The sequence below is a fragment of the Pseudomonas sp. W3I7 genome (assembly GCF_030816095.1).
In the GTDB taxonomy this organism is placed as follows: Bacteria; Pseudomonadota; Gammaproteobacteria; order Pseudomonadales; family Pseudomonadaceae; genus Aquipseudomonas; species Aquipseudomonas salomonii.
In genome coordinates this window covers 6,659,893-6,682,299 of sequence record NZ_JAUSXP010000001.1, presented here as the reverse complement: position 1 = coordinate 6,682,299, position 22,407 = coordinate 6,659,893, and the positions used below count along the sequence as shown (strand labels likewise).

General features: G+C 60.5%; 22 protein-coding genes. 7 read left to right on the top strand and 15 right to left on the bottom strand.

Going from position 1 to position 22,407, the window contains the following annotated elements; genetic code table 11:
- Positions 1-39: 39 nt before the first annotated feature.
- A complete protein-coding gene (locus QF043_RS30555) occupies positions 40-873 on the bottom strand; it encodes a thymidylate synthase (RefSeq protein ID WP_307421267.1) in 834 nt (277 codons plus the stop codon).
- A gap of 53 nt (positions 874-926) precedes the next feature.
- Complete coding sequence (gene lgt / locus QF043_RS30550) at positions 927-1,739, bottom strand: prolipoprotein diacylglyceryl transferase (protein ID WP_056857664.1); 813 nt, start codon at positions 1,737-1,739, stop codon at positions 927-929.
- Positions 1,740-1,968: 229 nt separating this feature from the next.
- On the opposite strand from lgt, the gene QF043_RS30545 reads away from it, so the two are divergent.
- Positions 1,969-2,715, top strand: a complete 747-nt coding sequence (locus tag QF043_RS30545) for an NRDE family protein (RefSeq protein WP_307421266.1) — start codon at positions 1,969-1,971, stop codon at positions 2,713-2,715.
- A 97-nt stretch (positions 2,716-2,812) separates the two neighbouring features.
- Here the strand turns inward: QF043_RS30545 and ptsP are convergent, their stop codons facing one another.
- Positions 2,813-5,092 carry a phosphoenolpyruvate--protein phosphotransferase gene (gene ptsP, locus QF043_RS30540; protein WP_017139499.1) on the bottom strand — a complete coding sequence of 760 codons (2,280 nt, stop codon included), beginning with the start codon at positions 5,090-5,092 and terminating at the stop codon, positions 2,813-2,815.
- A gap of 22 nt (positions 5,093-5,114) precedes the next feature.
- The gene (locus QF043_RS30535) at positions 5,115-5,594 is read right to left on the bottom strand and encodes an RNA pyrophosphohydrolase (RefSeq protein ID WP_003176750.1); all 480 of its coding nucleotides are present in this window, start codon (positions 5,592-5,594) and stop codon (positions 5,115-5,117) included.
- 143 nt (positions 5,595-5,737) lie between these two features.
- Between QF043_RS30535 and QF043_RS30530 the strand changes: the two genes are divergently transcribed.
- Positions 5,738-6,394, top strand: coding sequence for an HAD family phosphatase (locus tag QF043_RS30530; RefSeq protein ID WP_307421265.1), 657 nt, complete (start codon positions 5,738-5,740; stop codon positions 6,392-6,394).
- Between the two features lie 111 nt (positions 6,395-6,505).
- On the opposite strand, the gene QF043_RS30525 is transcribed toward QF043_RS30530, so the two are convergent.
- From QF043_RS30525 to ilvA, 4 genes are read right to left on the bottom strand one after another with little or no spacing between them, the layout of a single operon-like run.
- Positions 6,506-6,973, bottom strand: a complete 468-nt coding sequence (locus tag QF043_RS30525; RefSeq protein ID WP_056857660.1) for a DUF2269 domain-containing protein — start codon at positions 6,971-6,973, stop codon at positions 6,506-6,508.
- 30 nt (positions 6,974-7,003) lie between these two features.
- Complete coding sequence (locus QF043_RS30520) at positions 7,004-8,257, bottom strand: SDR family oxidoreductase (protein ID WP_307421264.1); 1,254 nt, start codon at positions 8,255-8,257, stop codon at positions 7,004-7,006.
- Positions 8,258-8,261: 4 nt separating this feature from the next.
- Complete coding sequence (locus tag QF043_RS30515; protein WP_307421263.1) at positions 8,262-8,675, bottom strand: DUF2269 family protein; 414 nt, start codon at positions 8,673-8,675, stop codon at positions 8,262-8,264.
- Between the two features lie 40 nt (positions 8,676-8,715).
- Positions 8,716-10,230 carry a threonine ammonia-lyase, biosynthetic gene (ilvA, locus tag QF043_RS30510; protein WP_056857657.1) on the bottom strand — a complete coding sequence of 505 codons (1,515 nt, stop codon included), beginning with the start codon at positions 10,228-10,230 and terminating at the stop codon, positions 8,716-8,718.
- A 137-nt stretch (positions 10,231-10,367) separates the two neighbouring features.
- Here ilvA and rpiA point away from each other — a divergent pair, with 137 nt between their 5' ends.
- Together rpiA and QF043_RS30500 are read left to right on the top strand one after the other, a co-directional pair.
- Positions 10,368-11,039: a ribose-5-phosphate isomerase RpiA gene (rpiA, locus tag QF043_RS30505; RefSeq protein ID WP_005792336.1), complete on the top strand. Its 672-nt coding sequence runs from the start codon at positions 10,368-10,370 to the stop codon at positions 11,037-11,039.
- A gap of 367 nt (positions 11,040-11,406) precedes the next feature.
- A complete protein-coding gene (locus QF043_RS30500; RefSeq protein WP_307421262.1) occupies positions 11,407-13,353 on the top strand; it encodes an autotransporter domain-containing protein in 1,947 nt (648 codons plus the stop codon).
- On the opposite strand, the gene QF043_RS30495 is transcribed toward QF043_RS30500, so the two are convergent.
- The 4 genes from QF043_RS30495 to QF043_RS30480 form a co-directional block, all read right to left on the bottom strand.
- Positions 13,354-14,262 carry an SdiA-regulated domain-containing protein gene (locus tag QF043_RS30495; protein ID WP_307421261.1) on the bottom strand — a complete coding sequence of 303 codons (909 nt, stop codon included), beginning with the start codon at positions 14,260-14,262 and terminating at the stop codon, positions 13,354-13,356. It lies immediately after the preceding gene.
- Between the two features lie 119 nt (positions 14,263-14,381).
- Entirely contained in the window at positions 14,382-15,305 is a 924-nt protein-coding gene (locus tag QF043_RS30490; RefSeq protein WP_307421260.1) for an SdiA-regulated domain-containing protein, read from the bottom strand.
- Between the two features lie 250 nt (positions 15,306-15,555).
- A complete protein-coding gene (locus QF043_RS30485) occupies positions 15,556-16,221 on the bottom strand; it encodes a fumarylacetoacetate hydrolase family protein (RefSeq protein ID WP_307421259.1) in 666 nt (221 codons plus the stop codon).
- 21 nt (positions 16,222-16,242) lie between these two features.
- Positions 16,243-17,637 (bottom strand): FAD-binding oxidoreductase, encoded by a 1,395-nt coding sequence (locus tag QF043_RS30480; protein ID WP_307421258.1) that lies wholly within the window; start codon positions 17,635-17,637, stop codon positions 16,243-16,245.
- Positions 17,638-17,863: 226 nt separating this feature from the next.
- On the opposite strand from QF043_RS30480, the gene serA reads away from it, so the two are divergent.
- Positions 17,864-19,093 carry a phosphoglycerate dehydrogenase gene (serA, locus tag QF043_RS30475; RefSeq protein WP_010167810.1) on the top strand — a complete coding sequence of 410 codons (1,230 nt, stop codon included), beginning with the start codon at positions 17,864-17,866 and terminating at the stop codon, positions 19,091-19,093.
- A gap of 63 nt (positions 19,094-19,156) precedes the next feature.
- Here serA and QF043_RS30470 read toward each other — a convergent pair whose 3' ends face one another.
- Positions 19,157-19,597, bottom strand: coding sequence for a DUF4399 domain-containing protein (locus QF043_RS30470; RefSeq protein ID WP_307421257.1), 441 nt, complete (start codon positions 19,595-19,597; stop codon positions 19,157-19,159).
- A gap of 133 nt (positions 19,598-19,730) precedes the next feature.
- Between QF043_RS30470 and QF043_RS30465 the strand changes: the two genes are divergently transcribed.
- Positions 19,731-20,204 (top strand): transporter substrate-binding domain-containing protein, encoded by a 474-nt coding sequence (locus QF043_RS30465; RefSeq protein ID WP_307421256.1) that lies wholly within the window; start codon positions 19,731-19,733, stop codon positions 20,202-20,204.
- A gap of 135 nt (positions 20,205-20,339) precedes the next feature.
- Here QF043_RS30465 and QF043_RS30460 read toward each other — a convergent pair whose 3' ends face one another.
- Together QF043_RS30460 and QF043_RS30455 are read right to left on the bottom strand one after the other, a co-directional pair.
- A complete protein-coding gene (locus QF043_RS30460) occupies positions 20,340-20,822 on the bottom strand; it encodes a DUF523 domain-containing protein (protein ID WP_307421255.1) in 483 nt (160 codons plus the stop codon).
- A gap of 2 nt (positions 20,823-20,824) precedes the next feature.
- On the bottom strand, positions 20,825-21,457 hold the full coding sequence (locus tag QF043_RS30455) for a 2OG-Fe(II) oxygenase (RefSeq protein WP_307421564.1): 633 nt from the start codon (positions 21,455-21,457) through the stop codon (positions 20,825-20,827).
- Between the two features lie 131 nt (positions 21,458-21,588).
- On the opposite strand from QF043_RS30455, the gene QF043_RS30450 reads away from it, so the two are divergent.
- Positions 21,589-22,341, top strand: a complete 753-nt coding sequence (locus QF043_RS30450) for a DUF2059 domain-containing protein (RefSeq protein ID WP_307421254.1) — start codon at positions 21,589-21,591, stop codon at positions 22,339-22,341.
- The last annotated feature ends 66 nt before the right edge of the window (positions 22,342-22,407 follow it).

Genomic DNA, 22,407 nt, shown 5'->3' with positions numbered 1-22,407 from the left:
CACATAAGCCCGTTGCCACATTTTTGACCGAGGCGGTCTTTAGATGGCGACGTCGGCTTTAATACTCGGATCGGCGTCGTAGCCCACAATCTCGAAGTCTTCGAACTTGTAGTCATAGATCGACGCAGGCTTACGCTTGATCACCAGTTCCGGCAGCTTCTTCGGCGTGCGCGCCAACTGGGTGCGGATCTGTTCCATATGGTTGCTATAGGCGTGGGTGTCACCGGTGGTAACGATGATCTCGTGCGGGATCAGGTCGCATTGCTGGGCCAGCATATGGGTCAGCAACGCCAGCGCGGCGGTGTTGTACGGCAGGCCGAGGAATACATCGGAGCTGCGGATGTACAACTGCATCGACAAATGGCCGTCATGCACAAACGCCTGGTACAGCAGGTGGCACGGCGGCAGGGCTTGCTTGCCGTTGCGCGCGTTGTCCTGCGGGCTCCTGGTTTCGTCCGGCAGGTATTCGACGTTCCAGCCGTGGAACAGGATGCGACGGCTGTTGGGGTTGTTCTTCAACGTGTCGACCATGTAGTCGATCTGGTTGATGGTGCCGCCGTCCTTGGTGGGCCAGGCGGTCCACTGCTCGCCGTACACCGGGCCAAGGTCGCCGTCTTCGGTGGCCCATTCGTCCCAGATTTTCACGCCGTTTTCGTTCAACCACTTGATGTTGGTATTGCCACTCAACATCCAGATCAATTCGTTGGCGATGCTTTTGAAATGAAGCTTCTTGGTGGTCAGCAGCGGGAAGCCGTCGGCCAAGTTATGCCGATACTGACGGGCAAACACGGCTTTGGTGCCGGTGCCGGTGCGATCGCCCTTGGTCAATCCATTGGTCACGACGTCGTTCAGTAGTTCGAGATATTGCTTCATGTTTTTACCCGTATCAAAGAAGCCGAGGCTCGCAAAAGCCTCGGCATTCGAATTTAAAGCGCCGCGTTCTTGATGCCTTGCGGGCGATTGTACGCCCACCACAGCAGGCCCAGGCCCGCCAGGATCATCGGCATGCTGAGGATCTGACCCATGGTCAGCCAACCCCACGCCAGGTAGCCCAGTTGCGCATCCGGCACGCGGACGAACTCGACGATGAAGCGGAAGATCCCGTAGAACAACGCAAACATGCCGGAAACCGCCATGGTTGGGCGTGGCTTGCGCGAGAAGATATAAAGAATCAGGAACAGCGCCACACCTTCCAGGGCGAACTGGTAGAGCTGCGACGGATGGCGCGGCAGTTGTGCCGGGTCGCTGAAGGGTGGAAACACCATGGCCCACGGCACGTCGGTCGGCTTGCCCCACAACTCGGCATTGATGAAGTTACCGATGCGCCCGGCACCCAGGCCGATCGGCACGAATGGTGCGACGAAGTCCATCAGCTGAAAGAACGACTTGCCGTTGCGGCGGCCGAACCACCACGCGGCGATCATCACGCCGACAAAGCCGCCGTGGAACGCCATGCCGCCCTTCCACACCTCGAAAATCAGTGTCGGGTTGGCGATATAGGCCGGAAGATCGTAGAACAGCACATACCCGAGGCGTCCGCCGACGATGACGCCCATCGACATCCAGAACACCATGTCGGAGAGCTTCTCCTTGGTCCAGGTCGGGTCAAAACGGTTCAGGCGCCGGGAAGCCAGCAGCCAGGCACCGCCGATGCCAATCAGGTACATCAACCCATACCAATGGATTTGCAGCGGACCGATGGCCACGGCCACCGGGTTGATCTGCGGGTAAGGCAGCATTGCGACTCCTCGTTAAATCATTAGTCATGGCGCACCGGACCATGCCGGTGTGGGATTAAGCCTGCGTTACAGCCGCAATTTCAAATTAAGCCGCCGTTTCAAAATTAAAAGTCAGCACGCGCCCAATAGCCCGGCATGTTAACGGATGGAAGGCACTCGGCCCAACTTCGATACGATGGATAGCCATCCGTTGTATGGGTAGAGTGAGCAAAACACAAAGGGAACGCCTATGTGCCTGATTGTTTTCGCCTGGCGGCCGGGCCACGCCCAGCCGCTGATCGTCGCGGCCAACCGTGATGAGTTCTACGCCCGCCCCAGCCTGCCGCTGGCTCAGTGGCCGGATGCGCCGCATGTCTACGCCGGTCGCGACCAGGAAGCCGGTGGCACCTGGCTTGGCGTAAACGCCGAGGGGCGCTTTGCCGCGCTGACCAATATTCGTGACCCGCACCAGCCACCGGCGCGCAAGTCCCGCGGGGAGTTGGTGGCGCGCTTTCTCAGTGGATCACTGCCAATTGACGACTACTTAGCCGATGTTAATGGCCGTTCGATTGAATATTCCGGCTTTAACCTGCTGGTGGGCACGCGGGATGAGCTGTGGCATTACAACGCCAACGAGACCGAGGCTACGCGCTTGGAGGCGGGGGTTTATGGGCTGTCGAATGCCGGGCTGAATACGCCCTGGCCCAAATTGCTCAAGGCCAGGGCGGCATTGAGTGAATTGCTGGAGAACCCACAGCCACAGGCCTTGCTGGATATTTTGAGCGACCCGCAGACTGCGCCGTTTGCCGACTTGCCGGATACCGGCGTGGGGTTGGCGACCGAGAGCCTGCTCTCCAGCGTGTTTATCGCCAGCCCCAGTTATGGGACGCGGGCGAGTACGGCGCTGATTGTGAATGCGGATGGGACGCGGCAGATGGTGGAGCGCAGCTTTGGGCCGTTGGGTGGTCGACTGGGAGAGGTCGAACTGAACATTTGATGGCGCTTGGGCTGCCGTCATCGCAGGCAAGCCAGCTCCCACATTTTGAACTGTGAACACAGTCAAATGTGGGAGCTGGCTTGCCTGCGATAGCGGTCTAGAGGGTTTTTGCAGAAGCCGGGTTGATCATCCGCGTCAGCCCCAGGTTCTTCAGCGCCAGCTGCAGTGAGCTGTGGATAACTTGCGGGTTGTCGATGGTCATCAACTCCGCCAGCAAGTCCTTGGCCATGCTCAGTTCAACCTGACGCAGCATCCACTTCACCTTCGGCAAGTTGGTGGCGTTCATCGACAAGCTGTCAAAGCCCATCGCCATCAACAGCACCGCCGCCGCCGGGTCACCGGCCATTTCGCCGCAGATGCTCACCGGCTTGCCTTCGGCATGGGCGTCGCGCACCACATGTTGCAGGGCTTGCAGCACGGCGGGGTGCAGGTAATCGTAGAGGTCGGCCACCCGTGGGTTGTTGCGGTCCACGGCCAGCAGGTACTGGGTCAGGTCGTTGGAGCCGACCGAGAGGAAGTCCACCTGCCGCGCCAGTTCTTTGGCCTGGTACACCGCCGCCGGGATTTCGATCATCACGCCAATCGGCGGCATCGGTACGTCGGCCCCTTCGTCGCGGACTTCGCCCCAGGCGCGGTGGATAAGATGCAGCGCTTCTTCCAGCTCGTGCGTGCCGGAGATCATCGGCAGCAGGATGCGCAGGTTATTCAGGCCTTCGCTGGCCTTGAGCATGGCGCGGGTCTGGACCAGGAAAATTTCAGGGTGGTCGAGGGTTACACGAATACCGCGCCAGCCAAGGAAGGGGTTGTCTTCCTTGATCGGGAAATACGACAGTGACTTATCGCCGCCGATGTCCAGGCTGCGCATCGTCACCGGCAACGGGTGGAAGGCGGACAATTGCTCGCGATAAATCGCCAGCTGCTCCTTTTCGCTCGGGAACCGTTGGTTGATCATGAACGGCACTTCGGTGCGGTACAGCCCCACGCCTTCAGCGCCGCGCTGTTGCGCCCGGGCCACATCGGCCAACAAGCCGGTGTTAACCAGCAGCGGCACGCGGTGACCGTCGAGGGTGACGCACGGCAGCTCGCGCAGCGAGTCGAGGCCCAGCGCCAGCTGTTTCTCTTCTTCCACCACCTCGGCGTATTGCTTGCGCAGCAGCTCGCTGGGGTTGGTAAAGACTTCGCCACGATGGCCGTCGACGATCATGTCGATGCCGTCGACCTTGGAATACGGCAGGTCCACCAGGCCCATCACCGTCGGAATACCCATGGCTCGAGCCAGGATCGCGACGTGGGAGTTACCCGAACCCAGTACCGACACCAAACCCACCAGTTTGCCTTCCGGCACTTCGCCGAGCATGGTGGCGGTCAGTTCTTCACTGATCAGGATGGTGTTGTCGGGGTAGACCAGGTTGGTGGTGCGGTCTTCCTGCAGGTAGGCCAGCAGACGGCGGCCGAGGTCGCGCACATCCGAGGCGCGCTCACGCAGGTAGGCGTCGTCCATCAGTTCGAAACGGTTGACGTGATCGGTGACCACCTGGCGCAACGCGCCCTGGGCCCACTGGCCGGTCTTGATCACGGTTTTGACTTCGTTACCCAGGGACGCATCGTCGAGCATCATCTGGTACACGTCGAACAGCGCGCGCTCTTCGGGGCGCAGTTGCGTGGCCAGCTTGGTCGACAGGTTGCGCATGTCGGCGCGCACACCTTCCAGGGCCGTCTTGAACAGTTTGATCTCAGCGTCGATGTCATCGACGGTCTTGTCCGGCACCACATCGAGGTCGGCCGGCGGCAGCATGACCACGGCCGTACCGACCGCAGCGCCCGGCGAACCTGGCACGCCGACAAACTTGGCTTCCTGGATGCCCTTGCCCTGACGGCCCAGGCCACGGATCGAGCCCGTCGCCTCGGCGTGGGCAATAACCCCGGCAAGCTGCGCGCTCATGGTCACGAGGAAGGCTTCTTCACCTTCGTCGAACTGGCGGCGTTCTTTTTGCTGAATGACCAACACGCCGACAACGCGGCGGTGGTGAATGATCGGTGCGCCGAGGAACGAGGCGTAGCGCTCTTCGCCGGTTTCGGCAAAGTAGCGATAACGCGGGTGATCGGCCGCGTTTTCAAGGTTCAGGGGTTCTTCACGCGTCCCCACCAGGCCCACCAGACCTTCATTGGGCGCCATGCTGACCTTGCCGATAGAGCGCTTGTTCAAGCCCTCGGTGGCCATCAGCACAAAACGGTTGGTCTCTGGGTCCAGCAGGTAAACCGAGCAGACCTGGCTGCCCATGGCTTCCTTGACGCGCAACACAATAATCCCCAACGCCGCCTTGAGATCCTTGGCGGAGTTAACTTCCTGGACGATCTTGCGCAGCGTATTGAGCATGGCTCGGGGTCGAACTCCGTCGTCAGTCGCGCGCTAAAAGGCGCGGGGCAAGCTCTTTGAGAGCGCGACGATAAACCTCGCGCTTGAATGTCACCACCTGGCCCAACGGGTACCAATAGCTGACCCAACGCCAGCCATCGAACTCCGGTTTACCGGTCAAATCCATCCGCACCCGCTGCTCGTTGGAGATCAGGCGCAAAAGAAACCATTTCTGCTTCTGGCCGATGCACAGCGGTTGGCTGTGGGTACGCACCAGGCGTTGCGGCAAACGATAGCGCAACCAGCCACGGGTACAGGCCAGAATTTGCACATCTTCGCGCTCAAGGCCGACTTCTTCATTCAACTCACGGTACAAGGCGTCTTCAGGGGTTTCGTCGGGGTTGATTCCACCTTGAGGAAACTGCCAGGCATCTTGGTTGATTCGGCGAGCCCATAGCACCTGTCCGGCATCATTCGTAAGAATAATCCCGACATTAGGACGGAAACCATCGGGGTCGATCACGGCAACAACCTCGCAAACGCATGTCGCCGCATTGTTCCACAAAGGTTGTTCCAGCGGCAACGAGGCTTCTTACCTTATGTGCACTCTTGTGAAAAGACCGTATTCTGGACGCCTTTTTACAGACTTTTCAGCGAGTAACTGCAATGCGCCTGGCTTTATTCGACTTGGACAACACGCTTCTCGGCGGTGACAGCGATCACGCGTGGGGCGATTACCTGTGTGAGCGTGGGATTCTTGACCCGGTGGCCTACAAAGCCCGCAACGACGAGTTCTACCAGGATTACCTGGCCGGCAAACTCGACAACGCCGCCTACCTGAACTTCAGCCTGGAAATCCTCGGCCGCACCGAGATGGCCCAACTGGACGAATGGCACCGCGACTTCATGCGCGACTGCATCGCCCCACTGATGCTGCCGCTCGCCGCCAAGCTGCTGGCCAAGCACCGCGCTGCCGGTGACAAACTGGTAATCATCACCGCCACCAACCGCTTCGTGACCGCGCCGATTGCCGAGTTGCTGGGGGTTCAAACCCTGATCGCCACCGAGTGCGAGATGGAAAATGGCCGGTATACCGGGCGCAGCACGGATATCCCATGCTTCCGCGAAGGCAAAGTGACGCGCTTGAACCGCTGGCTGGAAGAAACCGGGTACAGCCTGGAAGACAGCTACTTCTATAGCGATTCGATGAATGATTTGCCGTTGCTGGAGCAGGTGACGCATGCGGTGGCGGTGGACCCGGACCCGAATTTGCGCGCCGAAGCCGAGAAGCGTGGCTGGCCGGTGATTACCCTGCGCGGCTGATGACGCTATCGCAGGCAAGCCAGCTCCCACATTTGACCGAGTTCCAACATGAGAATGTGGTCAAAATGTGGGAGCTGGCTTGCCTGCGATGAAGCGCCTCGGTCCCAAGCCCTACATCGGCTTGGCCACCATCAAATAAAAAATCACCAGAAACGCCAGAAACGCCGGCCAGCCCAGGCCAAACCACCAGCGCATATAGGTCGCGGCCTTGATCGGCATCGCCGTGCCATCGCGCAGCGCCTGCTCCGCCATCTTGTGCACACGAATCTGCAGCCACACCACCGGCAGCCAGCAGACACCCGCCAGCACATACAACGCGAACGTCCACTGCAACCAGCTCTGCTGCATCGACCAGCCCGCCAAGTACATCAAGCCGATGCCACTCAACGGCTGAAAAACCGCCGTGGTCGTGGTAAATGCCCAATCCGCGAACACCAGGTGTTTGAAGGTTACCGCGATCACTTCCACCTTGCCGCTGCGCCAGGCGCGCAAGGCGTAATACGCCGAGCCCGCACCCAGGCCAAACAGGATGGTCGAGGACAGAATATGCAGGGTTTTCAACAGCAGGTAAGCGTTCATCGGCGGGGCTCGGTCGAAAGTCGAAAAGTTTCAGTCCTGAGAAGGCTCAGTCCAGAGCAGCCAAAGGGTCGCCACCATGAGTACCAGATTTTTGGCGACTGCCGCGTAAGGATCAAACCAGTAATGGGGCAGGACTATGCTGATAATCACGGTATAGCCGCCCATCAACAGTAATTGCAGGATCAGCGCCGACCTGCGCCAGCGCGCAACCAGCAACCCCAGGCCCAACAGGCCATCACACATCGCCCCGGCGATCACCGCCACTGTCGCCCAAGTGCCCTGCACACCGGCCTCGGCCATGATGCGCAGACCCCAGGCGTAACCCGGCCCAACGCAAACCGCCGCCGTACCCAGCCAGATCAGCACCAATACCGCCAGCATCAGCGGGCGAATGGTGCGCTGGCTGCTTTGGGCAGCGCTGGGCCAGCCTTGCAGGCGTGAGGCTAGCGGCGCGGCGGTGTAGCCGCAGACCGACGCCAGCACCTCGGGGTCGGCGACGTTATCGCGCTGAGCCAGGGCAATGCTTTGTGAGTTCAAGGCCCGCCAGCCCAGGCGATCACCCAGCCAGCCGCCCAACCCCAGCAATGGCGCTTGCAGGTATCGGCCTGCGCGCCAGCCTTGAGCGACGCGCAGGTGATCAATGACTTGAGCGAGCCGCATCGGCGCGGGCCCCACCACCGGCAGTACCAATGATTCGGCAGGCCACTGGCGTAACACGGCCAGCACCGCGCCGACCAGGTCGTCGATATGCACCGGCTGCAGTTGAGCGTTAAGGTCCAGCAATGGAATCAGCGGCCAGGGCGACAGCCCCGCCAACCAGGCGCTGCTGGCGCCCCCCGCGCCCACCACCAGCGAAGGCCGCAGCACCACGGCGGGTATGCCAAGGCTCAGCAGATAGTCGTCAGCAGCGCCTTTGCTGGCCAGAAATGCCACATCCGATTGCGCTGAGGCACCGAGGGCAGAGATCTGCAACACTCGCACACCGTGACGGGCGGCCAGATCAAACAGCGCGCGGGCGCCCTGATCCTGGACGCGGCTCAGCTCGGCCGCATCCACGCTCAGCAACCCCGCCGCATTGATGACTAAATCGACCGACTCAGGAAACACCCAGCAACCTGGGTCGGCAGCCAACCGGCCCACATCCAGCGCCTGCCATTGCACCCCTGGCCCACCCTGATTTACAGGCTTGCGGCACGTCGCGATCACACTGTGCCCAGCCTGCTGCAGGGCGCGCAGCAAGTGGCCACCGACAAAACCGGTGGCGCCGACCAGCAGAATATTCATCCCGTTAAACCGGCTTGGCGCCCATCAACCCGGCAATCGCTACAAACCCCACCAGGCTGACCACCGCCAGCACCAGGGTGAAATTCAGGCTACCGCCCTCGCCCTTGCGCAGGCGGTTAAGCCGCGCCACCAGCCAAAACCACGCCAGTGCGGCCACGGTGTAGAGAATGCTGGAACCCAAAATCCAGGTTTGCCCCAGCGGCCAGCCGAGCAGATGCACCAGCCACCAGCCGGTGAACGGCATGCTGACCACGCAAACCCCCATCAGCAACCACACGAACGCCCACGGGCGCTGCACGGTAACCGTCGGGCCGGCGCTGCGTTTGCGCCAGGCCAGTGCCGCCAGCCCGAGGCCGCTGAGCAACAGCAACACGGTGGCGGTGATGTGAATAACCTTGAGGGTGGTCAGCGTTTCCATGGTTTCGATTCCTTAAAGGCCGCTCAGTCAGCGTAGTCGCTCAACCGAGGAACAGCTGGTAAGCCGGGTTTTCGCTTTCATCCCAATACGGGTAGCCGATTTCTGCCAACGCGGCCGGCACCAGGTGGCGCTCGTCCGCCGGCACTTGCAGGCCTGCGACCACACGGCCGTCGGCTGCGCCGTGGTTGCGATAGTGGAACATCGAGATGTTCCAGCGCCCGCCTAATTTGTTAAGAAAGTTGAACAGCGCGCCCGGACGCTCGGGGAACTCGAAGCGAAATACCAGCTCGTCGCTGACTTTGGCCGCATGCCCGCCAACCATATGGCGAATGTGCAATTTGGCCAGCTCGTTTTCGGTCAGGTCCAGCACCGGGAAACCCTGGCTGGTGAGGCTGGCGATCAACGCGCTGCGCGGGTCGTTTTCCGGATGAGTCTGCACACCCACGAAGATGTGCGCCTCGCGGCCGGAGTGGTAGCGGTAATTGAATTCGGTGATCTGGCGCTTGCCCACGGCCTCGCAGAACGCTTTGAAGCTGCCCGGCTGCTCGGGGATGGTCACGGCGATGATGGCTTCGCGGCCTTCACCCAGCTCGGCGCGCTCGGCCACATGGCGCAGGCGGTCGAAGTTGACGTTGGCGCCGGAGTCGATGGCCACCAGGGTCTGCCCGGTCACGCCACGGGTTTCCACGTATTTCTTGATGCCCGCTACGCCCAGCGCACCCGCAGGCTCGGTGATCGAGCGGGTGTCGTCGTAGATGTCCTTGATGGCCGCGCAGATTTCGTCGGTGCTGACGGTGATCACTTCGTCCACATAGTCTTTGCAGATATCAAAGGTGTGCTGGCCGATCTGCGCTACCGCCACGCCATCAGCAAAGATGCCGACGGTCGGCAGCACTACGCGCTCGCCTGCGGCCATGGCGGCTTGCAGGCAGTTGGAGTCGTCCGGCTCGACGCCGATGATCTTGATTTCCGGGCGCAGGTATTTCACATACGCCGCAATCCCGGCGATCAGGCCGCCGCCGCCCACGGGTACGAAAATCGCGTCCAGAGGCCCAGGGTGCTGGCGCAGAATCTCCATCGCCACGGTGCCCTGCCCGGCAATGGTGTGCGGATCATCGTAGGGGTGAATGTAGACGTAGCCTTTTTCGTCGACCAGTTTGAGCGAGTAGGCCAGGGCTTCCGGGAAGGAATCACCGTGCAGCACCACTTTGCCGCCGCGCGAGCGCACGCCTTCAACCTTGATTTCCGGGGTGGTCTTGGGCATCACGATGGTGGCTTTCACCCCCAGCACCTTGGCCGCCAGGGCCAGACCCTGGGCGTGGTTGCCCGCCGAGGCGGTGACCACACCGCGCGCGCGTTCTTCGGCGCTCAGTTGCGTGAGTTTGTTGTAGGCACCGCGAATCTTGAACGAGAACACCGGCTGCAAGTCTTCACGCTTGAGCCAGACCTTGTTGCCCAGCCGCTCGGAGAGCTGGCGAGCGGTCTGCAAGGGGGTTTCTACGGCAACGTCGTAAACGCGCGAGGTAAGGATCTTTTTGACGTACTGTTCAAGCATCGGCGGGAATCACTGGGCGAGTTGGGCAGGGCCAAGGAGTCTAACCCGGCTTTTGGCTGGGCGACCACACGAATCCCGAGGTTTTGTTGGGTTATACTCGCCGCCCTCGATAACTCCCCGCCCGTTCCGGAGCCCGCATGACCCAGGATCAACTCAAACAGGCAGTGGCCCAAGCCGCTGTCGATTTAATCCTTCCTAAACTCGACGATAAAAGCATCGTCGGTGTCGGCACCGGCTCCACCGCCAACTGCTTTATCGACGCGCTGGCACAACACAAGGGCGCATTCGATGGCGCCGTGGCCAGCTCCGAAGCCACCGCCGCGCGCCTTAAAGGCCATGGCATTCCGGTGTACGAGCTCAATACCGTGAGCGACCTGGAGTTCTACGTCGACGGCGCCGATGAAAGCGATGAGCACCTGAACCTGATCAAAGGCGGCGGCGCAGCCCTGACCCGCGAAAAGATCGTTGCGGCCGTAGCCAAGACCTTTATCTGCATCGCCGACGCCAGCAAGCTGGTGCCGGTGCTCGGCGCCTTCCCGCTGCCGGTGGAAGTGATCCCGATGGCCCGCAGCCACGTGGCCCGCGAGCTGGTGAAACTGGGCGGCGACCCGGTGTACCGCGAAGGCGTGTTGACCGACAACGGCAATATCATCATTGATGTGTTCAACATGCAGATCACCAATCCGGTGGAGCTGGAGACGCAGATCAATGCGATCGTCGGCGTGGTGACCAATGGCCTGTTCGCGGCGCGCCCGGCGGATGTGTTGCTGTTGGGTACGTCTGAAGGCGTGAAAACCCTTAAAGCCTAAAACTCAGCGCTAATTTCCTGTGGAGACAGGGCTTGTGTGGGAGCGGGCTTGCTCGCGAATGCGGTGTGTCAGTGCCAGATCAGTTGACTGACACACCGCATTCGCGAGCAAGCCCGCTCCCACATTTTGATTTGTGCTCGCCTCGGCCTCCATGTAACAAAACCGCTACTTTTCGCAGCACCCCCGCCCAAAACCGTGCGCCACGTCACGGCATCCCACACCTTTATTGGTATCAAATCCGTTACAAATTACAGCCAGGCGACCCACGCGTTTAACAATGCGCCACTTCGCGCTCGCCCAGTGAATGAGGCGCGCATTGTGCAAAGGGTCTGGGCTGGAAAACCTCAATCACCTCAAGGAAGACCTTGTGATAAAGCCCCTAGCCCTCGCGATCAGCGTGGTCGGCAGCCTGCTGTCGGCGCAAACCCAGGCCTACGATTACGGCCAGCACGCCAATACCACTCTGGAAAAGCTGATCAACGATTACCCCGGCCGGTATCGCGGCACGGCCAATTTCGCCGGCGCGGCGGATTGGATGCAAAGCCAGATGGGTTCGGCCTACAGCCTCAGTCGCCAGAACTTCACCTGGAACAACGGCAGCCGTGCCTCGCAAAACGTGGTGGCCTATGCTGCCGGCACTAAAGCGCAATACGTGGTGATCGGCGCGCACTTTGACACCTACTTCGGCCGCCCGACCTTGCAAGGCCTGGACGACAACGGCTCCGGCGCCAGCGTGCTGACCGAAGTGGCGAAGAACCTTGGCGGTTTGCAGCTGGAAAACGGCCTGCAGGTGGTCGCCTTCGGCGCCGAAGAAGAAGGCCTGCGCGGCTCCAAGGCCTTTGTCGACTCACTCAGCGCCAGCCAACGCGCGAACATGCTGGCGATGATCAACCTCGACAGCCTGATCACCGGCGACATGATGTACGCCCACGCTGGCCAGAACAGCACCGCCAACCCCGCGCTGGCATCGCTGCGCGAACACACCTTCCAGATCGCCAGGGAATTGAACATCCCGTTGTTCACCAACCCCGGCCTGGACCCGCAATACCCCAAAGGCACCGGCTGCTGCAGTGATGGCGAGCCGTTCGAACCGCTGAAAATCCCGATTTTGTACATCGAAGCCACCAACTGGGAACTGGGCGACCTGGACGGCTACACCCAGACCAACAACCCGAAAATCCCCGGTGGCTCCACCTGGCACGACCCGGCAGAAGACAACAAAACCGTGCTGACCAATGCCTTCGGCCAGGAACGCATCGACCAGCGCCTGCGCGATTACTCGCGCCTGCTCAGCCGCCTGGTGCTGGAGCTGACCAACGCCGACCTGCTGGCCTCGACCGCCTCGGGCGGCGCCGTTGCCCGCAATATGCAGGACAACCTGCAACGCCAGCATCAGGCCATGGTCCGCCTGCATGATCGCCGTTGGTTGACCTTGCAGGCAGCCAGCCGTGAGGTCGGAAGCTTCGACGGCGAAATCGGCATGGACGGCGAATACACCCCCGACAGCGGCTTCGACAGCTCGCTCAACCGTGACGCCCGACGCCTGGGCGTGCACGCCTTGGGTGACTATCAGCTCACCTCCAACCTGAACATCGGCGCCAGCCTCAGTTACCTCAATGGTCGTGACAAGCTCGAGCAACGCGGCAAACTCGACAGCGACACCTGGCAGGCCGCGGTCTATGCCTTGCTCAACGATGGCGGGCCAAGCTGGTTGGCGGGCGACTTGAGCGTCGGCCATACGCGTTTTGAGGCCAAGCGCAACCTGCTGATCCAGGCCAACGGCGGGCCGGTGCTGCTCAATCAGCAACTGAGCGGCAATACCGACGCGCTGTCCCTGGGCGCACGCGTACTCGGCGGTTATGACTTCGACTTCGGCGCAATCAAGAGCGGGCCGTTTGCCGGGCTGGATTACAGCCACTCGCGCATCGATAAATTCCACGAGAAACAGAACCTGCGCACGGCGCTGGAGTACGAAGAACAGTCTTTCGATTCCCTGGAAGCCAGCCTCGGCTGGCGCGTGCGCGGTGCCGTCGCCCTGCCCTATGGCTTGAGCCTGCTGCCTTACGGCGACATCGCCTGGGTCAAGGAACTGGCTGACGGGCGCCTCGATGACCTGCAATTGACCGCCCGCGCCGATGGCCAGGCGCGCACCGCCAAGCTGGGTTCCGTGGATAAGAGCTTTGGTCGCGCACAAATCGGCAGCCAGTTGGCGATCACCCCGCAGTTGGGTGTCTACGCCGAGGTCAACAGCCGCCTTGGGCATGCCGAGGGCAGCCAGACCGGCTACTCCCTGGGCGTGCAATGGATGTTTTGATCAGGGCTTTTTGAACACATAAAACAGGTTCGGCTCGCTGACCAGGTACAGCGAGCCCTCGTCATCCATGGCGATCCCTTCGGCCTGAGGCACACGTTTTTTCAGGCCATGGCGCCCGTTGAGCAGGGAAAGACTGCTCAACGGGCGACCGTCGATGTCCAGCTCCAAAACCAGGAACGACTCATCCGACAGCGCCAGCAAATGCCCGCTGCGCTCGTCGTACTGCAGGCTCGACAGGTCGCGCACAAACAGCCCGGCATCGCGCTTGGGGTTGTTGATCACATGCACCGAGTAGGTTTTTTCCGGTTTGAAATGGGGAAACCCGTGTACCTCGTAAATCAGCATCGGGTCGCGCTCCTTGGCCACGAACAGGCGCTTGCCCACCGAGTCGTAAGCCAGTCCCTCGAATCCTTTATTGCCGCCAATGTGTACACCCAGGGTCATCTGCTCCGCATCGGCGGCGTCGAGAAATTGGGTGTCGTCATTCACGTGCACCTTGATCAGCCGCTGCTGGGCTTCATCGCTGATCACATAAATGTTGTCACTGATGAACTCCACCGCCTCGGCATCGCCAAAGCCCACCAGCGGGATGCGCCGCAGAATCCTGCCGTCCAGCGACAGCTCGATCAGCTCGGCGTTTTTGTTGGTCACCGTAAACAGGCTTTTGCGTATCGGGTCGTACGTGAGGGCCGAGACATCATCGTCGAGCCCTTCGATGACCTTGGCTTCGAGGCTGACCCGGTAATCATTCAGGCCAATGGAGCGTTCATCGGCAGGATGGCGCCAGTGTTGAAGGTTGAACCAGGCCCGCTCGAACAAGCGAAAGTTCTGCGCGACCGCCCCGGCAATCACCAGGGCGAGCAGCAACAGGATAAAAAACGCGGGTTTGGGGCGGGCGAGTCGACGCATCAGGCAAGCTCAAGTCAAAAAGTGGCGAATAAGTATCACGCCCGTCTGAATTTAAACTTAAACGCAGTCGACTGTCTGGCGAATGCCGCTGATAGCGAAGTATCCGACGTAATCGTCGGCTATTTCTGCTTCTCGAAACGATAGAACAGGTTTGGCTCACTGACCATGTACAAGGTGCCGGCTTCGTCCATGGTCACACCTTCAGCACGCGGGATGGTGTTTTTCAGGCCATTGAAACCGCCGAGCAGGGTCATGAAGCTGACTTGCTCGCCGTGCTCGTCCAGCTCCAGCAGCAGGTGGGAATCGGCCGACAACGCCAGCAAATGCCCGGTGCGCGGGTCGACGGCCAAGGCCGAGAGGTTGCGCATGTCCAGCTCGGTGCTGGCGATCTTCTGCTTATCGCCGGTCAGCGTGGCGCCATCGCTTTTCCAGGTGAACAGCGCCGGTGGGCGCTCTTCGCCGAGCACGATCTGCTGGTTGCGCTTATCCCAGGTCACGCCTTCAAATGCCTTGTTCTGGTCCTTTGAGGGGCCCAGGTCATAGTGCTTGAAGTCGGCATAGTTCAGTTGCTGCGTGCTGGCGTCGACGTTCACCACGCTCAGGGTGTGCATGCGCTCGTCGACAATGGCCATCAGGCCGTTTTCCATCACGGTGACGCCTTCCGGGTTGCTCCAGCCGTTGAGCGGCATCTTGCGCAGCACATCGCCTTGCAGGTTCAGCTCAACCAGGAAAGGGTTTTTGCCCATTACGGAAAACAGGGTTTTGGTCTGCGGGTTGTAGGACAGGTCCGAAGCCTCATCCTTTTCCATGCCCGGCAGCAATTTGCCATCGATCACCGCATGGTAATCCGGCAGCCAGACGCTGGCCTGGCGTTCGGCCGGGGTTTCGAAGCGCTCAGCGAGCCACAGCACCCCACGGTCGTCCCAGTGCATCGCCCAGGCAATGCCATAAACAATGGCCCCGACCAGAAACAGCCAGGAATACCAACGCAGGGCAAAACGCGAACGGGGCTTGGAGGTGAGGGTAGGCAGGGACACGGCCATTGAGCGCTTTTCCGCAGAGTCAGCTTTAGGTGATAGCACAGGATCAACAAGCCCGCGCGCAGGAGGCTGGTGATTATCCGGATGGTGTGTGAAAAAAATGCAAAACCAAGCGCGCGCAAACCAGTGTGGGAGCTGGCTTGCCTGCGATGCAGACGACTCGGTTTTTCAGTTAGACCGAGGCGATGCTATCGCAGGCAAGCCAGCGCCCACACAAGCCCACTCCCACATTTTTGACCGTTTTGCCTGGCTCTTAGCGAACGACGCTTTCGAAGCGGCTGCCGCCACCCAATTCCAGCACCAGCTCATCACCCACATTCAACGGGCCTACACCGGCTGGAGTGCCGGTGAGGATCACGTCGCCCGCCTGCAGCGAGAAGCAGCCGGCCATGTGCTGGATCATCGGGACGATTGGGTTGAGCATCTGCGAGCTGTTGCCGTCCTGGCGTACTTCGCCGTTGATGGTCAGGCGGATGCCGATATCGGTCACGTCGGCAAAGGTGCTGCTGACCACAAAGGGGGCAATCACGGCGGCGCCATCGAAGGACTTGGCGATTTCCCACGGCAAGCCTTTGGCTTTCAGCTCGGCCTGCTTGTCGCGCAGGGTCAAATCCAGGGCCGGAGCGAAGCCGGAAATGGCATCCAGCACTTCTTCACGGCTGGGCTTGGTCGACAAGGGTTTGCCGATCAAAACCGCGATTTCCACTTCGTAGTGCACCGAACCGCGCTCGGTCGGAATGGCGAAACCACCTTCCAGCGCAACCACGCAACTGCCCGGCTTGATGAACAGCAACGGCTCGGTCGGCACCGGGTTGTCCAGTTCCTTGGCGTGTTCGGCGTAGTTACGCCCGATGCACACCACTTTGCCCAGGGGAAAGTGGATGTTGGTGCCGTCGACATACTTGTGCTGGTAGCTCATGAAACGACTCCTTCAGGGCGGTTAAACAGCGAAGATCTTGCCAGGGTTCATGATCCCGTTCGGGTCGAACACCGCTTTCACTGCTTTCATGTATTCGATTTCAACCGGGGAACGGCTGTAAGTCAGGTAATCGCGCTTGGTCATGCCCACGCCGTGTTCGGCGGAGATCGAGCCGTTGTACTTCTGGACGGTCTCGAACACCCACTTGTTGACGGTGGCGCACTTGGCGAAGAACTCGTCCTTGCTCAGGTTTTCCGGCTTGAGGATGTTCAGGTGCAGGTTGCCGTCACCGATGTGGCCGAACCACACGATTTCGAAGTCCGGGTAGTGTTCGCCGACGATCGCATCAATTTCCTTCAAAAACGCCGGTACTTTGGAGACAGTGACCGAAATGTCGTTCTTGTACGGCGTCCAGTGGGAAATGGTCTCGGAGATGTACTCGCGCAGTTTCCACAGGTTGTGCAGTTGGGTTTCGCTCTGGCTCATCACGCCGTCCAGCACCCAACCCTGCTCCACGCAATGCTCGAAGGTTTCCAGAGCGTGGTTGGCGACCTCTTCGGTGGTGGCTTCGAATTCCAGCAGCGCGTAGAACGGGCAGTCGGTTTCAAACGGCGCCGGCACGTCGCCACGGCCCATGACCTTGGCCAGGGCTTTGTCGGAGAAGAACTCAAAGGCGGTCAGGTCCAGCTTGCCCTGAAACGCGTGCAATACCGGCATGATCGAGTCGAAATCGGTGGTGCCGAGTACCATGGCCGTGAGGTTTTTCGGCGCACGGTCCAGGCGCATAGTGGCTTCGACTACAAAGCCCAAGGTGCCTTCGGCGCCTATAAACAGCTGGCGCATGTCGTAGCCGGTGGCGTTCTTGATCAGGTCGCGGTTCAGTTCCAGCACGTCACCCTTGCCGGTGACCACCTTCATGCCGGCCACCCAGTTGCGGGTCATGCCGTAGCGAATCACCTTGATCCCGCCGGCATTGGTGCCGATGTTGCCGCCAATCTGGCTCGAACCCGACGAAGCGAAGTCCACCGGATAGTACAGGCCTTTTTCTTCGGCGACGTTCTGCAGTTGCTTGGTGACCACGCCCGGCTGGCACACAGCGGTGCGGTCGGTGAGGTTCACGTCGAGGATCTGGTTCATGTAGTCGAACGAGACGACCACTTCGCCATTGGCCGCCACCGCAGCGGCCGACAGGCCGGTACGCCCGCCCGATGGCACCAGCGCCACCTTGTGTTCATTGGCCCAACGGACGATGGCCTGCACCTGCTCGATGGTCTTGGGAAACACGATAGCGGTCGGCGCGGGGGCGAAGTGCTTGGTCCAATCCTTGCCGTAAGCCTCCAGGGAGTCTGCATCGGTCAGCACTTTGCCGGGCTCAACCAGGGTCTTTAGCTCATCAATCAGGGCAGGATGGGTCATCGACGGAACTCTCGAACAATTCATGGTCATCCTGAGAACGCTTCACGTCGCAGGAATGGGTGTTTAGCGGGGCACGTATGCTAGCATACCGCCCCCGCAGGACAGAGCCCAAGGGCGTTTCTGCGGTGACGGCTTTCCTGCCGTCCGGGTCAGCTCTTGTGCACTGATTCAAGGCACTAACTGCTCGATTCCCTGCCATTTTTCTCCGGGATACAGGTTTACGCAGATGAGCAAGACTTCTCTCGATAAGAGCAAGATCAAGTTCCTTCTTCTGGAAGGCGTCCACCCATCGGCTGTCGACGTACTGAAAGCCGCTGGGTACTCCAGCATTGAGTACATCACCAGTTCTCTGCCGGAAGCCCAGTTAAAGGAAAAGATCGCCGACGCGCACTTTATCGGCATTCGCTCCCGCACTCAGCTGACCGAAGAGATCTTCGACCACGCCAAGAAACTCGTGGCCGTCGGCTGTTTCTGCATCGGCACCAACCAGGTCGACCTTAATGCTGCGCGCGAGCGCGGCATCGCGGTGTTCAACGCACCGTACTCCAACACCCGTTCCGTTGCGGAACTGGTACTGGCCGAGGCGATCCTGCTGCTGCGCGGCATTCCTGAGAAAAACGCTTCCTGCCACCGTGGCGGCTGGATCAAGAGCGCGGCCAACTCCTTCGAAATCCGGGGCAAGAAGCTGGGTATCGTCGGTTACGGCTCGATCGGCACGCAATTGTCGGTACTGGCCGAAGGCCTGGGCATGCAGGTGTTCTTCTACGACACCCTGACCAAGCTGCCATTGGGCAACGCCACCCAGGTGTCGAGCCTGACCGAACTGCTGGGCATGTCTGACATCGTCACCCTGCACGTACCGGAAACCGCTGAAACCCAGTGGATGATCGGCGAGAAGGAAATCCGCGCCATCAAGAAGGGCGGCATCCTGATCAACGCGGCACGCGGCACTGTGGTTGAGCTGGACGCCCTGGCCGACGCGATCAAGGACAAGCACCTGATCGGCGCCGCTATCGACGTGTTCCCGGTAGAGCCACGCTCCAACGACGACATCTTCGAAAGCCCGCTGCGTGGCCTGGACAACGTGATCCTGACGCCGCACATCGGCGGTTCCACCGCTGAAGCCCAAGCCAACATCGGCCTGGAAGTGTCGGAAAAGCTGGTCAAGTACAGCGACAACGGGACCTCGGTGTCTTCGGTCAACTTCCCCGAAGTGGCGCTGCCGGCTCACCCTGGCAAGCACCGTCTGCTGCACATCCACCAGAACATTCCTGGCGTGATGATGGAGATCAACAAGGTCTTCGCGGAAAACGGCATCAACATCTCCGGTCAGTTCCTGCAGACCAACGAGAAGGTTGGCTACGTGGTGATCGACGTCGACGCCGAGTACTCGGACCTGGCGCAAGAGAAGCTGCAGCACATCAACGGCACTATTCGTAGCCGCGTGTTGTTCTAACGCTTTGAACGCTGCACAAAAAAGGGAGCCTTTCGGGGCTCCCTTTTTTTGTCTGAACAAATCTTACTTGACGTTAACCGTGATGACTTTGGAGGCTACAGTCGGGTTGAACTGCATGTGCAGTTTGTCGCCGGCTACCAGTTGCAAGGTGTGCTTGCCTGGGGTGAGGGTCAGTTCGGTTTCGGTCTGGGCCTTGCCGTAGTGGATCACGGTATCGGTGGCCGGGATCGGCACGCTGGCGTCCGGCAGTTCTTTCTGGTCGATCAGCAGGTGGTGGTGGCCGGTGCCTGGGTCCTGGCTGGTGGCCGGGGCCAGTTTGAGGCCTTCCATGCCGAACTTCACAGTGAAGGTTTTATCGACGGTGGCGCCGTCTTTTGGCGACACGATAAAGACTTTGGCGCCTTCCGGTGGCGCGCTGCGCGAGATACCGTCGGCAGCTGTGGCCAACATCGAAGCACCCAGCAAGAGGCTGGCCAGGGTTGCACGGGACAAAAGGGCTTTCATTCGCTTCTCCAGTTTTACGGTGAAATCTGTAGGGTTATCACAACTTCGCGACAAATTGCTGTCCAAGGCACTCAACACCCTAGCAAGCGATGCTCAATGGCGCCTCGCACGCACAAATTCTTTAGGAGCGACCATGCGCTTTGTGCCTGGCCTTGTACTTTTACTGCCCCTGTTGAGCCCACTGGCTCACGCCGAACTGATCGATGACGTGTTTGATCGCGGCGAACTGCGCATTGCCCTGGAGGCCAACACCCCGCCTTACAACTTCAAGGACGGTGACAAGCTAACCGGTTTTGAAGTGGAGCTGGGTGAACAATTGGCCAAGGAAATGGAGGTTCGCCCCTCGTTCATCACCGTCGATGACGCCGACCTGTTGCCGGGCGTGGAAAGCGGCAAGTTCGACGTGGCCATCAACCATATCGCTATGACTGCCGCGCTGCAGGATCGGTTCGATTTCAGTGAGGCCTATAAGCAAACACCTGAGCTGGCCATTCCATTCCAAAAGGGCAACCCGGCATTCAAAAGCAGCCTGGACAATGCATTGCAGCGGGTGAGGGCCGATGGCCGCTTGAAGGCGCTGACGCAGAAGTGGTTTTCACCTGAGTGAAACACAGTCGATATGGGAGCGGGCTTGTGTGGGAGCTGGCTTGCCTGCGATGGCGGTGAGTCAGTCAGCAGATGAGCTGGCTGCAAGACCGCTATCGCAGGCAAGCCAGCTCCCACAATTGATCTGGGTTGAACCTCAGAGTTGTGCCAGGGCAATTGCCGCCTCGGGCAACTCCAGCTCACTGAACACCCGCACGCCATGGCGCTTGAGCAGCGCCGCGGTCACGCCTTCGCCGCTGACCTTTACGCCGCTGAAGGTGCCGTCATAGGTCAGCAGGTTGCCGCAGGATGGGCTATTGGCCTTCAGAATCGCGATGCGGATGTTATGCCGCTGCGCCAATGCCAGGGCCTGACGGGCGCCGTCGAGGAAGGCGGCGCTGAAGTCTTCGCCCTCGGCCGTCAGCACTTGCGCATGCCCTTCCCACACATCTATACCCTGCCCGCCGGCGATCTCAGCGGGAGGCCGCGGTGTCGGCAAACCGCCTGACACTTCCGGGCAGATCGCAACCACGCGGCCTTCGGCCTGCCAGGCCGCCAATTGATCGAAGGGGCCGCTGGCGCCACCGTCGTAGCGCACCTTGTGCCCGAGCAGGCAGCGACTGATCAGAATCTTTTCCATGTTTAAAACGGCTCGTTACCGCGTCGGCGGAACCAGCCGGTCAGGGACAGGCGTTCACGCGTGGCGGGCAGGACTTCGTGGGGCACCTCCCCCGACAGGAACACCACCAGACTACCGCCGGTGGGCACCACATCGAATTCCACGCCGCCCTTGAGGTACATGCGCAACTGGCCGCCATGCTCAGGCAACCAGGCCTCATTCAAATAAACCACCGCCGAGACCATGCGCCGGTCATCGTCGCGAAAACGGTCCAGATGCTTAAGGTAAAACGCCCCTGGCGGGTACATCGCGAAGTGGCTTTCGAAATCTTCCAGGCCCAGGAACAGGCTGCGGTTCATGGCCAGGCGCAGGCTGTCCATCACGCTCATGTAGGTCTCGCAGACAGCGGCGTCGCCCTCCTCCAGCCACTGGATATGGTCACCGCGAATGCCCTCGCGTATCTCCTGCGCGGGTCCGCGTCCTACAGCCGCCGGAGCCAATTCACCCTCAGCCGCACGTTTACGGCACTCAGCCGCCAACTCCAGGGTCAGAGCCTGGGGCAGGAAGCCGTTCTGCTGCGACCAACCTTTTTCGGCCAGGTCGTCGACGATGCGTTGCAGCAGCGGGTGTTCGAGGGATATTTGCATGGCGCGCATAGTATCCATACGCCTATGAATCCGACAGAGCCGCCGAGCGTCTGAACACACTTTAGTCAGGTGACTGATAGGATTTCTCGACAAATCCTACGCCCGACACGGACAATAGTGGCCGACTGACAGGAGTCCCTATGCGTCGTTTGTTTTTTTCCTTGCTGATGTTCTGCGTTTTGCCCGCTTGGGCAGACGGCCACGACCAGTTGTACAAGGTCGCCGGCTGGGCCGAACAACGTGCGCATTTCAATGACGCCCTCAGTGCCGCCCAGCAACGCTACCGCAATAGCCTGCCGCCGGCGGTGTACCAGGCGCTGGTGGACAACAGCAATAAACGCTTCGCCGCCCAGGCCATGGATCAGCGGGCCGAGGCGCAATTACGCAAAAACCTGACGGACCCGAAACCGGCCCTGGCGTTTTTCCAGTCGCCATTGGGTCGCAAAATCGTCGCCGCCGAACTGCTGGCCACACGCCGCGACCAACTGGCGAAAAATGCCAAGGGCCTGCCGCACATTGAAGCCGATGCCACCCGCAGCCTGATCATCGGCCACCTGGCCCAGGCGCTGCCGGCCCGCGAAGCCGGTGCGGAAGTCAGCCTGGCGATTGCCGGCGTGGCGGCCGACAGCTTGAGCCAGATGATTCCCGGCCTGTTGGGCGGCGGTCAGGCGCAAGGCATGTTGAACGGTCAGCGTGAACGGCTGATGCAGCAGATCGGTAACGACTTGAACAACACGCTGCTGTACGTCTACCGAGACTTGTCCGACCCGGAGCTGGAAGAATTCGCCACGTTTGCCGAGTCGCCTGAAGGCCGGGCGTATTACAAGGCAGCGCTGGCGGCAATTCGCGCAGGTTTGGCGGTAGGCCAAAGCACCTCCAGCCTGTCGCAGTAACCCATGTGGAAACAGGCTTGTGTGGGAGCTGGCTTGCCTGCGATGGCGGCGTGTCAGTTAACACCG